Origin of the sequence: Bradyrhizobium sp. LMG 9283, from assembly GCF_045571415.1 — a bacterium.
Lineage (GTDB): Bacteria > Pseudomonadota > Alphaproteobacteria > Rhizobiales > Xanthobacteraceae > Bradyrhizobium.
On sequence record NZ_CP120691.1, the window covers coordinates 7,298,036 to 7,311,166 of the forward strand.

The 13,131-nt window shown below is 59.7% G+C and carries 7 protein-coding genes and 6 pseudogenes; 6 read left to right on the forward strand and 7 right to left on the reverse strand.

Annotated features, from left to right (window positions below; all coding sequences use genetic code 11):
- Positions 1-193: 193 nt before the first annotated feature.
- Together P6U29_RS34095 and P6U29_RS34100 are read right to left on the reverse strand one after the other, a co-directional pair.
- A pseudogene (locus P6U29_RS34095) lies at positions 194-1,341 on the reverse strand (IS110 family transposase).
- A gap of 475 nt (positions 1,342-1,816) precedes the next feature.
- Entirely contained in the window at positions 1,817-2,599 is a 783-nt protein-coding gene (locus P6U29_RS34100; protein ID WP_407114628.1) for a carnitinyl-CoA dehydratase, read from the reverse strand.
- Positions 2,600-3,719: 1,120 nt separating this feature from the next.
- Here P6U29_RS34100 and P6U29_RS34105 point away from each other — a divergent pair.
- Together P6U29_RS34105 and P6U29_RS34110 are read left to right on the forward strand one after the other, a co-directional pair.
- The gene (locus tag P6U29_RS34105) at positions 3,720-4,499 is read left to right on the forward strand and encodes a hypothetical protein (protein ID WP_407114629.1); all 780 of its coding nucleotides are present in this window, start codon (positions 3,720-3,722) and stop codon (positions 4,497-4,499) included.
- Positions 4,500-4,572: 73 nt separating this feature from the next.
- Positions 4,573-5,043: a thioesterase family protein gene (locus P6U29_RS34110; protein WP_407114630.1), complete on the forward strand. Its 471-nt coding sequence runs from the start codon at positions 4,573-4,575 to the stop codon at positions 5,041-5,043.
- A 1,101-nt stretch (positions 5,044-6,144) separates the two neighbouring features.
- Here P6U29_RS34110 and P6U29_RS34115 read toward each other — a convergent pair.
- Positions 6,145-6,942 (reverse strand): 3-hydroxyacyl-CoA dehydrogenase NAD-binding domain-containing protein, encoded by a 798-nt coding sequence (locus tag P6U29_RS34115; RefSeq protein ID WP_407114631.1) that lies wholly within the window; start codon positions 6,940-6,942, stop codon positions 6,145-6,147.
- 302 nt (positions 6,943-7,244) lie between these two features.
- Between P6U29_RS34115 and P6U29_RS34120 the strand changes: the two are divergent.
- A pseudogene (locus P6U29_RS34120) lies at positions 7,245-7,491 on the forward strand (dienelactone hydrolase family protein); the annotation flags it as partial.
- Between the two features lie 294 nt (positions 7,492-7,785).
- Here the strand turns inward: P6U29_RS34120 and P6U29_RS34125 are convergent.
- Both P6U29_RS34125 and P6U29_RS34130 read right to left on the reverse strand, forming a co-directional pair.
- Positions 7,786-8,827 (reverse strand): annotated as a pseudogene (locus P6U29_RS34125) (IS110 family transposase).
- An 82-nt stretch (positions 8,828-8,909) separates the two neighbouring features.
- A pseudogene (locus P6U29_RS34130) lies at positions 8,910-9,185 on the reverse strand (transposase); the annotation flags it as partial.
- 80 nt (positions 9,186-9,265) lie between these two features.
- On the opposite strand from P6U29_RS34130, the gene P6U29_RS34135 reads away from it, so the two are divergent.
- Complete coding sequence (locus tag P6U29_RS34135) at positions 9,266-10,288, forward strand: IS110 family transposase (RefSeq protein ID WP_407114556.1); 1,023 nt, start codon at positions 9,266-9,268, stop codon at positions 10,286-10,288.
- Positions 10,289-10,545: 257 nt separating this feature from the next.
- Here P6U29_RS34135 and P6U29_RS34140 read toward each other — a convergent pair.
- Positions 10,546-10,659: pseudogene (locus P6U29_RS34140) on the reverse strand (integrase core domain-containing protein); the annotation flags it as partial.
- 425 nt (positions 10,660-11,084) lie between these two features.
- On the opposite strand from P6U29_RS34140, the gene P6U29_RS34145 reads away from it, so the two are divergent.
- The gene (locus P6U29_RS34145) at positions 11,085-11,387 is read left to right on the forward strand and encodes a YciI family protein (protein ID WP_407114632.1); all 303 of its coding nucleotides are present in this window, start codon (positions 11,085-11,087) and stop codon (positions 11,385-11,387) included.
- Positions 11,388-12,015: 628 nt separating this feature from the next.
- Here P6U29_RS34145 and P6U29_RS34150 read toward each other — a convergent pair.
- Positions 12,016-12,263: pseudogene (locus P6U29_RS34150) on the reverse strand (IS481 family transposase); the annotation flags it as partial.
- A 619-nt stretch (positions 12,264-12,882) separates the two neighbouring features.
- Between P6U29_RS34150 and P6U29_RS34155 the strand changes: the two are divergent.
- A complete protein-coding gene (locus P6U29_RS34155; RefSeq protein WP_407114633.1) occupies positions 12,883-13,095 on the forward strand; it encodes a hypothetical protein in 213 nt (70 codons plus the stop codon).
- Positions 13,096-13,131: the final 36 nt, after the last annotated feature.

Consider the following 13,131-nt stretch of genomic DNA (forward strand, 5'->3'; position numbering starts at 1 on the left):
GTTCACTGCATCACCTCATATCCGGTCGGATCGTCTGATCCGGACCCACATTCCGCATGCTTGCGGTGAGGAAGCCGAGGGGATGAGACCCATCTACAAAACGATTTGGTTGACCCTTGGGTGGCACGGTCATCATCCATCCTCAGGGGCCGCAGCTTGAGCTGCGGCTACACCTGACTGCGAGGTTTGGTGCTCAAGCCTTCATCGTCGCCTGATCGGGAACGAGCCCGGTGGAGAGATAACGCCACAGCGCCACGATCAGCTTGCGGGCCAGCGCGACGATGGCGATACGCCTGGCGCGCTTGCCAGCATGGGCCGTGCGATTGCGGAACCAGAGGCTGAGCGCGCTGTCCGGCTGATGACAAAGCCACAGCCAGGCCAGCTCGATCGCCTCAGGCGGGCGCGATGATTGCCCGCTTTGCTGATGCCCTGTTCGAGATCGATGCCGCCGCTCTTCCACGGGCTGGGTGATAGGCCGCAATAGGCCGCGACCTCTCGGCGATTGCGGAAATCCTTGTAGAACAGCTCGTTCACCAGCGTTGCACTGAAGGCCGGACCAAGCGCCTTGAGCCGTTGCAGGAGCTGGCGCCGTTCGTTCATCCTGGCAGGAGCAGCAGGAACCTCCGCAAGGTGGGCCTGCTCCAGCGTCGCGATTTGTTCACGCACCAGCATCAGGCGCGCATGCTCGCGCTTGATCTCGGCCAGAAGGTGCGGCGGGAGCAGCTGCCCCTGCCAATCGCGCTGCTGCTCCAGCCAGGCCAGCCAGTTCTTCCGTCGCGGCGTGCCGACATCTACCCCCAGCAGGCGCAGCAGCGCCTTGATCCGGTTGCTGTGGGCTGTCTGCTCCTTGACCAGACGATCGCGCTCGCGGCTGGCTCGCCGGGCATCCTCTTCCTCCACACTCGGGACGCGGACGATGCGGACCACCCGCGGTTCCCCCTGCAAATAGGCCATCAAGGTGCGCAGCATGAGCTCGCCATCGATCCGATCGGTCTTCGCCCGTCGTGATCGCTGCTCGACCGCAATACTGGCCGCATCGAACACGAGGTTGGTGATCCCGGCCGCCTGCAGCAGCCGATGCAGCCAGAAGCCGTCATAGCCAGCTTCGTAGCAGCTCACCACCCTCGGCGCCGATCCCGGCTTCTCGGCCGCCCGCGCCTTGATCTTCTCGATCAGCACCAGCAGTCCGGCGTGATCGCCTCCCGCGAGCTTGTGACGCGAGACCCGGTCACGATCCGGACTGTGCAGCGTCACCAGCCAAGTCTTCTGACTCAGTTCGATCGCAATCAAGATTGTGCCAATATGGCCGGCGGTGGGCGTGCTCTCGGTCGATGCTTGCATCAGACTCACCGATGATTCGAGTGTGGAAACCCAAACCTACCGGAAGGGGCTCGCTTACCGCCCCATGGAATCTACTACACTGCAACGATCAGGGTAGCTCGCCGCCAATGCGAGCGGGAAATGAGACGGGAGACCTTTGTGATACGCACCTCGATGCCTCTGCGGGTGTCCCGGCGCTGCGCAAGCAATTAATGCGGATCTCTTTTCCACCTGCCGGCCGGCTACTGGCAATACTTAGGCTCAACCGGTGACTTAGTTGCCACGCGCGCTACTTGGATGCGGGGCTTCATGTTGCTTGACAAAGACCCTGCTTCGACCGATATGACGCGCCCGGGCCCGGCGAAGCTGTTGGCGCTGGATCACCTGGCCGGCGCCAACATGCTATATTTGCTGTCCTAATCGACCGCTCCAGAACTCCGTCCGGCAGTACTTTGCCAACCGCCAGGTCGTTTTTCGACCTTTCGACAGCAGCGGGCTACTTGCCCTTCCAAACCGGATCGCGTTTCTCTGCGAATGCCCGGGCGCCTTCTAGTCTGTCTTCTGAGCCATAAAGCGCATCAATGGTTGCGAGCTGACGGCCCGCTACTCGGTTCATTGCGTCCTGGAACGACAGCGTCTCGGCCACGCGCACTGTCTCCTTGATGGCCGCGAGCACCAGCGGGGGGCCATTGGCGAGCAGCCTCGCGATCTCCCAAACGCGTTCCTCAAGCTTTTCCTTGGGCAACACCTCGTTGACAACGCCCCAACGGTGCGCCTCCGCCGCATCCATCCATCGTCCCGTGAGTAGAAGACCCATCGCGATGTGATAAGGGATGCGCTTGGGCAGCCTAATCGTCGCCGCGTCCGCCAGTGTTCCGGCTCGCAATTCAGGGAGTGCGAAAGAGGAATGTTCGGACGCGTATATAAGGTCGCAGCAGAGCGCCAGCTCGAATCCACCGCCAACTGTTATGCCGTTAACGCAGGCAATCACCGGCTTGTTGAGGTCACGCAGCTCCTGAAGGCCTCCCCATCCTCCGATGCCCCAATCATCATCTATGATGTCGCTGCTGGCCCTCGCCTTAAGGTCCATGCCGGCGCAGAAGAATTTGTCACCAGCAGTTCGTATGATCGCAACTCGCAGATCTGGATTGTCCCGGAAGCTCTTGAACACTTCGCCCATCAGCTGGGACGTTTTGACGTCAATAGCGTTGGCCTTCGGCCTGTCCAACGTGACTTCGAGGATCGCGCCTTCGCGACGGGTAGATAGTAACTCAGTCATTTCGTTCTTTCCCAATACAGGCAACGCAAAGATCTAAACTCGGACGCCGGCTCCGCACGGAACAGACCGGTTGCGTCACCGCAGCTACCCGAGCAAGTGCTATCCGCGTGACTACGATATCAAGCAGCCCCCCTCGCCAGCAGGCAATTCTGTGCATTTTTTGCTGCAATCCTGTGCCATTCTTTCTCGTTGGAAGCTTTTCTGCGCCTTCTCTCTCGATCGGCCAACCACTGGCCGAGAGCCGCACATTGGCACGGTTGAACAATTACCTTAGCCAGAGCAGAGTTGCGCGCGACAATGGACAGGCATTTCGGGTCCTCATTTCGTATCGACGCACTTGAGTTTTGAGAGGCAGCATTGAACCTGTCGAGTGGACGCTTGCTTCGGCGGGAGCGGCTGTTCGAAATAGCAGCTGGAGGGCGCTGTCGGACATGCCCAATGCCGCCAAAATTGCGCTCGTCTGCCTGCTCGTCCATCGCGATTTTCGTCTCGACAGAACCTAGCACGACGCCCATCTGCGCGCCATGACACGACGTCTTAGCCGCGGCAGCGCCCACCTTCGCCAGGACCGCACCGCTCGATGAAAAACGGACGGCGCCCAGCGGCAAGTTCGACGAATCAGGCCGACATACGATCAGAAAGACCCCAGCTGCCTAATGCGAGCCACGTTGCGTCGGCGCGCCATATCGCACGTCATTTCTCCGATTTTATCGAAATACGGCAGCTTGATTCGTGCGAAGGAGAGTAAGAACTGCTATAAGTTATTGACACCATTCATACTAACCAGCGGCGTCCACGCATCACCGGCTCAGTAACCTTCGATATCCAAACGGACGTCGCTCGAGCCCACTCCGTCTTGTAAATGCAATCCATATGCTTGCGAGCCGAAACATGTAGAATGCACGTGGAGCGGAGCGATGGCAGTTTGGTACCTCGCTTTCGAAGCGGCGATCAATCTTTGTGCCACGCTAGAATATTCTTAAATGAATCCAATGCGGGAAACCTTCGCAAGCTCTCGACCAGACTAGCAATTTCGGCCGCCGCGCGACTGGATTCGAGTAAATTCATCAGGAGGCTTAAATATAGTGAGTGAGTTAATCGCTACTTTCCAGGCACCATAATGGCATCGCAGGACAAAAGCTGTCTTGGAATCCTGGATTTCGACCGCGAGCCGGGCTGGGTGCGTCCCACGCCGCGTCCCGGCTCCCTGATGAGCCCGCAAACCTACGGCTGTCCTGTCCTCATCGAGAATGTCAGGGGAGCAACTATCGACGCCACCCTGAGGGGCGCCCCCGAGATCGTGCCGGCCTACATCGCAGCTGCGCGCAAGCTCGTCAAACAAGGCGCTATCGCCGTTGGTTCGAATTGCGGCTTTGCGATTCGTTACCAGGCGGCTGTTGCCGCTGCTGTGAACGTTCCCGTGATGTTGTCGACTCTGGTCCTACTTCCGTCATTGCTGCGGCAATTCCCTCCAGACGCCCAGATCGGCGTCTGCACGGCAGACGCGACTCTGTTTGCCGAGGACCTTCTCGGGATCAATGATCCCGCCGAGCGAGCCAGGATTGTCGTCGGCGGGATCGAGGGCGGCAACATGTCGCGAAACGCGTCTATGAACCGACCGACGGAACCTGAGGAGCTTGAGGAGGACGTTGCTTCCTGCGTCGAGCGGCTGCGTATGGCCCATCCGCGGATTCGCGCGTTGCTATTCTCATGCACGAGCTTTCCAGTGATCACGCCAGCGATCCGCGACCGCTTCGGTTTGCCGGTCTACGACATCTCGACCGCCTGTCGGCTCGCGTTGGAATCAGCCGTATCCATCGGGCTAGTGCACGCGCCGCAAGGATCATCCTGCTGGCGAGGCGATGGAAGCTTGGCCGTGACAGCGGCCGACAGGGGCTAAGCCTCATGTAACATTCTATTTGCCTTGACGCTCAACCCGGAACACACCCATCGCGATTGAAGCTCCAAACACCATGTTCATCTATCGCTGCCCAGTCCCATCGTCTTGGCTTGATTTCAACGGGCATATGAACGTCATCCCGTACTTCGAAGTGTTTTGCTCTGCGAGCAATCTCGCCGGGCGCGACCTCGGCTTGGGCCTCTCCTATTTGGACGAAGGCTACTCCATTTTCTCGGGCGATATTCACATCACTTACGTCCGCGAAGTCCGTGCAGGTGCCACTCTCACCGTCAGGACGCGCATCCTCGATATCGACATTAAGCGCTTCGTTTTCCACCAGGAAATGATCGACGATCGTGACGGCGCATTGGCCGCGACTGCCGAGCACCTGCAGCTCAATGTTGGCGTGGCAAGCCGCAAGGTCGAGCCGTTCCGCGCCGACGTCCTGGAGCGTCTGCGCAAAGCGCAGCGCGAGCAAGGCGGGAGCGTGCCACGTAATGTCGGTCGCGCGGCAACTCTTACGTCAGGGGCGCCAGCCCGGTGAGCAATCGGTGCAACATCTTTCCAGCTACCGAGCGGGCTTAGGCTGACCAATAGCAACACAGGAGCTCTTGACGTCTCGAAAAGCCGCACATGCGCAGTTCCCGGCGCGAACGTTGCGACGTTAAGCATCTGATCTTCCTAAGTCGCCGCCGAAAGTAACTAGGCCGCACTTGAGGCAGCAAATGCCGGGTCTACGGTGCTCACATTTACGTCCGCCAGCCATTCGAATAGGCTCGAGCTGTATGAGCAGATCGTGAAGCGGCTTTGCCGGCGCGTCGATCTTGACGTGCGGAATGGATGCAGATGTCGTCTTGGATTCTTGTTAGTCAGCCAGGGCGCCACACTTTGAGATGCGACACACGCACTCTCCACGCGGCCAAACTGCAGCCCGCCGTTCCAACATTGAATTCTAGCATGCTGCTCATGGGTGAACGGATTTATGTTAGATCCGACATACGCGAGCGGCGAAGCCGATCCAGGATGCTGCCGTTAAGACCAAGCTTGAATGCTTCGATCTCGAGTCGAAGTCGTCCAAAAAAGCTCCTCAAGGAAAGCAAAGACAGGAATACGGTTCTCCAGTTCTGCCTGGGCATGGGTATCGCGCTCTCGACCCCTCTTTTGTTCTACTGGCAATGAAGGATTGCCTGCCGGAAACTTCCAGCTGGGCGGGATTGGATTGCAGCCGGGAGGAAATGCGAATACAGGCACAGGTCGTGAACTTGGACGAAGCCTTTGGCGTCGTCTATCTCCGCCGAGGTGTGTTGGCTTCGAATGAGGATCCCGTCAGCGAGTGTCGGCACGCCGGCCGATGCCCGGGAATGCTTTGCTTGGTTGAGCGCGGGTACGCTCCCCACTGCTAGCGTGGCACGCGGGCGACCGCGGATACTTCTGGCGGAGCGCGCGGCACGACCGGCTGCTTCGGGCGCAGCAGCTGATAAATTAGCCAGCCGCGACACTTATAAGCTGCTCGCTGCCTCACGCTCAGCGCCTTGCGTTAGAGCTAGATGGATGTTGGACGAAGTAAGGACGCCTCCATGCCGCTACGCTCAGACACCGTGCTTCATGAGCCCCATCTTCCGCTGCGCAAGCAGCGTCTCAATCATCATGCGTCCCGTGCCGCTGCGATTTCCAGGTTGTTGCGGCCAGCCGCCATGGTATTGCAGCCGTCCTTCATCGCCCGGATGAGTTCCGGCGTGAAATCCGGTGGTTTCTGGTGCGAGAGGGATCTTTCGCTGTTCAGATGAAAAGTCTCGAAATAATGGTCGATTCCGACATCCTTCGAGAGTTGGCGCACCATGCAGGGGCCGATTGCAGTCCAGCGGGGAGCCAAGCCGTGGACGATTGCAGCATCGATCTGCTCGAGCGTGGCTATGCCTTCGGCGACGAGATGCATGGCCTCGCGCTCAAGAGCAGCCGTCAGACGGTTAGCGACGAACCCGGGAATTTCATGAACCATGCGGATGACGATTTTTCCGATGGACTCGTAGAATGCCTCCGTGGCGTCGAGTGCTTCATCGTTCGTGTAAGGCGCGCCGGCGACTTCGATGAGCGGAATGAGGTACGGCAGGTTGAAGGGGTGGCCAATGACGAGGCGACTTGACTTCGTGCCGCCGGCCTGAAGGTCGGCGATAGTGAAGCCGGATGTAGACGTAGCGATGACCACATCAGCCGGTGTATGAGGTTCGATTTCGGCGTAGAGGTCGCGCTTCTCCGCAATTCGCTCAATAGCACTTTCCTGCACAAAATCAGCCTTCGAGACCGCCTCGACCGCTGTCGCTGCCCAGGTTAGAGTGCCGCGATCGTTGGGGCGCGCGCCGAGTCGCTCCAGGACAGGCCAGGCCATGGCGAGAAGCTTGTTGAGGCGATCCTTGGCCTCGGCTGAGGGGTCCCATGCGATCACGTCGAGACCACGCGCGAGAAAAAGCGCGGCCCCCCCCCCCCCCGCCGATCAGGCCGGTGCCGAGGCACCCGACGCGGCGAATTCGGTCAGGCCCCTGAATGCGTTCTTCTTCTGAGCGCTCAATGAGTGAAGTACTTCTGTAGCCATTCGCTGTCTCCTAATTCTATGGCGAACTTAGACCTGCCGTTGGTTCGTACGGCGCATTCTTGCACTAGCCCCAGGGATTACTGCTCTCGTGTTTCGTGTTACGCAGAAACTCCGCCAGAGGACTAGCTCTATTCGCCGCAAAAGCAGGAGAAGACATGGGAGCTGCGGCTATCTTCAACCGCCCGGATCATGAGGACGCCTCCGGCTATCTCGCCAATGCTGCGAGCGGCGACGCGTCAGGCGTAGTCGTCATTCACGCGGTGACGGGGGCTTAACGGACCATATCAAAGGCCTGTGTGGACTTTTGCGCTGGCGGGTTTTGATGCGTTGGCACCGGATCTCTACAAGGGCAACGTGGTGCCGTTTCATGACCTTGATGCAGCGGTGCGCGGCGCCGCTCAACCTCGTGACCTTGCCCCCATATGTGGAACGGCCCGCGAGGCAAGAGCTTCTTCAGTCGATTTCACACATTGGGACGGTGCGGTCATATGTCCGGCCTTTGCGCGCGGCACATGGCCGCTGGCCTCGATGAGATCCGCGGAACGAGGAGCTAAATCAAGTTTACGCGTTTGAGCGCATTGGGGGCAGTAGCTTCACTCGTTTCGGGATGTCGTCCCATGGGGTCATCGGCTGTTGTTGCACCTTGCCCTCTGCCGGCCTGCGCCGGTCAGATCGCTTTGGCGGTCACTGCGTCCATCAGACGGCGGCCGCGGCAGTCAGCGGGTCGGGACGTCGGTACGTCCCGCCCTTGTTCAGAAGCGCCCAGATGATCCGCGCCGTCTTGTTGGCCTGCGCGACCGCGGCAACCTTGAAGGGCCGTCTGGCGAGAAGCCGCCTTCAGCCACGGCCGCGCCCGAGCGTCGTTTCGGACAACCCGCAAGACGGCCGTTGCCCCGACAACGAGCAGAGAGCGGAGTTCCGGATTTCCCATCTTCGATATTCGTCCCAGCCGCTCTTTGCCTCCGCTTGAATGAGACCGCGGCGTCAATCCCAGCCAGGCGGCAAAGTGGCGAGCCGACTTGAACCCGCCGGGATCCGGCACAAGCGCCTTGATGGTCGCCGCCGTAATGGCGCCGACGCCAGGGATTGTGGTCAACCGACGCATGTCCTCGTCGCGCTTGGCCTCCACGACGATTGCGCGCTCGAGCCTCTCGATCTGGTCGGCTGAAGCTTCAATCTCGTCGGCAATAGCCCTCAGCGCGAAGCGCGCTGCTGCGGGCAGGCGAGCATCTGTCTCATCCCGTATGATTGCGACCAGCGCCTCAACCTTTGCCAGGCCGGCGGTGGCGATGATCCCCAATTCTGCCAGATGCGCGCGCAACGCGTTGACCGCCTGCGTTCGCTGCCGCACTAGAAGAGCGCGGGTCTTCAGCACCATCGCGGCAGCCTGTTGCTCAGCCGTCTTAATCGGCACGAAGCGCATAGTCTTTCGGGTCACCGCTTCGCTGATGGCCTCCGCGTCCGCCGCATCTGTCTTACCACGCTTGACGAAGGGTTTGACATAAGCCGGCGGAATGAGCCGCACCTCATGACCGAGAGCTGCGATCTCGCGCGCCCAATAGTGGGCGCTACCGCAGGCTTCCATCCCCACCAGGCATGGTGGCAGTTTCTCGAAGAAGCGCAGAACCTCGCTGCGCCGCAATTTCCTGTTGAACACGGGCGAGCCCTCCGCATCCGCGCCGTGAACCTGGAAAACGTGCTTGGCCAAATCTAACCCGATGGTACTAACCTGTTTCACGGAACGGTCCCTCCTTTGTGGCGTTCGAACAACGACCACGTTCTAGCACTTTGATGCTGTTGGAGCGGGCCGTTCCACCACATCAAGTTTTATCCATCCTGAGTTCGCTCCGGTCGTTGGATTTGCCCGGTTGGGCGGTGGGAGCGACGGGAGCTGGCGCGGAGCCTTCGGCATAGCGCAGCGCCAGATCCCGGCGCGGGTGACAGGTGAAGGCGAACTCGGACGGCGTTTTCCATCCGAGCTGCGAGTGGGGTCGGGCATCGTTGTAATCGGCCCGCCAGCATCCGAGTGCGACGCGCGCCTGGGCCAGTGACGTGAACAGCGTCTCGTTCAACAATTCATCCCGCAGCCGGCCGTTGATGGGGAAGACGGCCCCCCTCCCTCGGCGCCGGCGATATACTGGCGATGGACGAACCCGCTAACAGGAGCAATTCACCAATGGAAGTCGCGACAATTGGGTTGGACATTTCGAAGCACGTATTTCACATCCATGCAGTTGATGGCCAAGGCCAAGTGGCCGGTCGCCAACGCCTCCGGCGAGGCGAGATCGTGTCGTTCTTCTCCTCGCTCGCACCTTGCCTAGTCGGCATTGAGGCCTGTGCGACTGCTCACCACTGGGCGCGGGAGATTCGGCAGTTTGGACACGATGTGAGATTGATCCCGCCAGCCTATGTTAAACCCTACGTACGAAGAGGAGCCAAGAATGACGCCGCTGACGCGGCCGCGATCTGCGAAGCGGTCACCCGTCCCAATATGCGGTTCGTTCCAATCAAGAGCGTGGAGAACCAGGGCTTCTTGATGCTTCATCGTGCAAGAGGCTTGTTGGTCCGCCAACGCACCATGACAGCCTGCGCCATTCGGGCTCACTTTGCTGAGTTCGGAATCATTGTCGGACAAGGCCGGCAACGGGTGGATGGTCTGGTCGACTTGTTGGATGACGAGGAACTGACACTACCGGCCCACGCCCGCATCGCACTGGCCGTCCTTGTGAACCAACTGAAGGAATTGGGCCGGCAGGTCGAGGCCATCGAGCGCGAGCTGGCTCAGATCCAGCGAGTAAATCCGATGGCGAAGTTGCTGTCGTCGATTCCCGGGATCGGTCCCATAACGGCCACGGCTCTCGCCGCGACCGTGCCGGACGCGACCATGTTCCGCTCCGGGCGGGAATTCGCGGCCTGGCTTGGCCTGACGCCTAAGCAGAATTCCACCGGCGGGAAGGATCGGCTCGGCCGGATTACGAAACAGGGCGATTCCTATCTCAGGCACTTGCTTGTCATCGGAGCGCGTAACGTCGTTCGGTACCCAAAGGTACGCTCCCGGGTTGGAGACGGCTGGATCGAAGCCCTGCTTGGACGGCGTCGGCCCATGGTCGTCGCCATCGCCGTTGCCAACAAGTTGGCACGGATCGTCTGGGCGATGATGACGACCGGGGAATTCTATCGGCCTAAGCTCGCGACCTGAATGTCGCGTATGTTGGCCACCTTATGGTGTGAGGGCAGATGACAGCATGATGGACACCGGCGGAGCTGGGGATCGAGCAAGCCCGAAGAGCTTTAAGCGCAACAAGCGCGACCCGTTGATGAGGCCTCGATCCGCGATCTCCATCAGGGCCAGCGGCCATGGCATCGGTCGCACAAACAGGCCGTATACATGAACGCACCCGACCGGTATCCAAAGTGCTGCTGAAATCCCTTGCATCCGCGGGGCCGTCTATACATGAAGCTCTCGATGAAGGCATTCTGCATGGGCTTGCCCGGCGCAATGTAGTGCCAGGCGACGCGGCTCTGATCCGCCCATGTCAGGATGGCGTTGCTGGTCAGCTCGCTGCCGGTTGGTGTCAGCAACCCGACCCTACCGGCGAACCGCCGGTGACCACCGCAAAGCCGCCCGCCCGCTACGGCGCTATGTGAGGGCGCGCGTGCGGGCGGCTTTGCTCTACCGAGCTACACCATCAATGGGGACACGACCTGACTATCATGGACGCCGCCAAAGTCCCGGAGTTCGCTGGTAGGTATGATACGCGCGAGTACTGACGTGCGGATGGATGGGACCCTGACGCCGCGCAAGTCCCTTACGGTTTGCCGAGCCAGTTTCTGCATCGATTTGGCGTGACGTTTCCCCGCGCAGCATTTCGGCTGAAGCAGAGTGAAATCAGGAACTTCACATTTAAGCTGAGCTAATGTATTTGCTCCCACTCCGTGACTCGATCCGCAATTACTCGCTGGGTTTGCACACATGGACACCTTGAGATGCACCGATGCATTTTATTATCTATTGCTTGGATGACTCCGAAAACGCAGGCGGGCGCGATGCGCATTACCCAGCTCACAACGAGTATTATCGCGTCAACGAGTATTTTCGGTTTCCGCCAGTCAAGCTCTTGATTGCGGGTCCAATGACTACTGAAGATGGCAAAAAGCGGATCGGTAGCATGCTGTTGATCGAGGCCAACTCGCTGACGGAAGCTATCGACTTTACGCGAAATGATCCATTCCATCGGAATGGAGTGTGGAAGACGGTCAGCATCCGACCTTTCCTGAAAACCACCGACAACCGGTGAGGGCGGCGCGAACCCTCCGGGATGCGGAGCAGCAATTCATAGAGAGCCTTTGGCTGGATCAAGAAGTTCGCCGGCAAAGAACAGACCAAATTGCGCGGAGCGATTGCGTCGACTGGGCCTCACCCTCGGTGGCGCTTACAATTCGAGCGGCTGCAAAAGCTCGCGGCAGTATCGTTATGAGCACCTGCCCGAATTGGTTTCGAGTGCCAGCCACAACTTGGCGCAAAACGAGTGATCGCCGCAGAAGATCTAGAGCGGCAGGTAGGTTGCAATAGTAGCCGCGGAAGAAGCGCCCCTCCTGGTTGCCCCAGGGGATCGTCCGTCGCGTCCGAGGTCGAGCACGATCTCTTCGGGCGCAGCCGCTGTGTACCCTCGACGAACAGCGCCTCGATCGCCGCCGGTCGTGGCTGATCTTGTGATAGCGCGACGGCTGCGGACGGCTCAGCCCCAGCCGGTTGAGCGTCGACTTGCCGAGGCCGCGCATTTTCTTGTGACGGCGCTTCGAGCTTGCAGGCCATCACCGGATCATGTCGCAACTCGTCATGGTCGTTCAGGTCCGAGCGCGATGGCGAAGATACGCTGGCCATCCAGCGTCCTCACCTCTGCTGGATCAGGTCCGCACCTAGAAACAATCATCCAGTGGCCAGCATACGGTTGCGAAAGGCCACGATGTCTGCTTCCTCTTCGAGCGACAGCACCGTCGAGCGCGGCTCTCTGGGTCCGGTCGGCGGTCGAGGTTCGGTGCCGGCACTTCGCGACCGTCCTCGGATTGATGCCATAGCGCTTGGCGAGCCTCTTGAGGCTCTCTTGACTATTTTGTATTGCTCGACGCATCGTCTCTGTCATAGTGGCGCGGCCGTGTAGAACCTGTCCCATAGGGATTTCTTGTATCCTGCGGAAAGGATCGCACCATCAAAGATGGGGATCAAACACCCAGGCGGTGTGCGCACCAACAATGACGTCCAGAACGGCAGCACGACCATGATCATCAGCAGAGTACTGATCCTGGGCGGTAATCTCGCCAGGAGATAGACCACCGGAAAACCGAGCAGCAGTCAAGGCAGTCACATCGATGCTGATATGTAGGGCGGGCAGGAAGGCGTCGCGGAGATCGCTTGCTCCGGCGGCGAGGCGATGATCTGGCTATCGGGCCATATCGTAATCGGCCGAACGCAGCAGCCTATAGGCCGTATCGGCTGGAACTCCGCATTTCAACATGCTCCATACCTGGCGCTGACGCAGAATTGATTGATCTTGATAAGCGCTGCCTTATAGGCACCGGCGGAAAGCTGATCGGCTCGCGGGCCCTCGACGTTATCTGACGCCCGGCAACTCGATATTGATCCGCCTGCCGATCGCCCCCGCGCACTTCTGCGCCGGGGCGTGATTAAAGTCTTTGGCGAGTGCAGCATAAACATTTTCGTCGCGCAGGTCCTTGCCCCCAAGCGCTGAGCGCTGCCACGGTTTGCGGCAGCAGCGCCGGGAGCATATCGTCATGAACCGCGTTGAACGTCATCCAGGCGGTTGGCAGGACGAGCGCAATCAGGGCCAACAGCAGCAGCGAAAGGACAAGGCTGAAAGCCCTCAGCTTGCGCCGGCGCTGGATCTGCTGCAGCTTGATCCGCACTGCACTCCATCAGGGCTGCCAGCAATTTGGACGGCCATCGGCACCATCGACTTCTCACTCTCTTTTGGTTTATTGGGGTAGTGGTAAGGAGTCCATATCCTTCTCACCGCTTTTCGC

What these genes read in the sequence shown, in the direction of transcription:
- P6U29_RS34100 (WP_407114628.1), bottom strand. Translation starts at nt 2,599, where the DNA reads ATGACTGAGTTACTATCTACCCGTCGCGAAGGCGCGATCCTCGAAGTC.
- P6U29_RS34105 (WP_407114629.1), top strand. Translation starts at nt 3,720, where the DNA reads ATGGCATCGCAGGACAAAAGCTGTCTTGGAATCCTGGATTTCGACCGC.
- P6U29_RS34110 (WP_407114630.1), top strand. Translation starts at nt 4,573, where the DNA reads ATGTTCATCTATCGCTGCCCAGTCCCATCGTCTTGGCTTGATTTCAAC.
- P6U29_RS34135 (WP_407114556.1), top strand. Translation starts at nt 9,266, where the DNA reads ATGGAAGTCGCGACAATTGGGTTGGACATTTCGAAGCACGTATTTCAC.
- P6U29_RS34145 (WP_407114632.1), top strand. Translation starts at nt 11,085, where the DNA reads ATGCATTTTATTATCTATTGCTTGGATGACTCCGAAAACGCAGGCGGG.
- P6U29_RS34155 (WP_407114633.1), top strand. Translation starts at nt 12,883, where the DNA reads ATGAACCGCGTTGAACGTCATCCAGGCGGTTGGCAGGACGAGCGCAAT.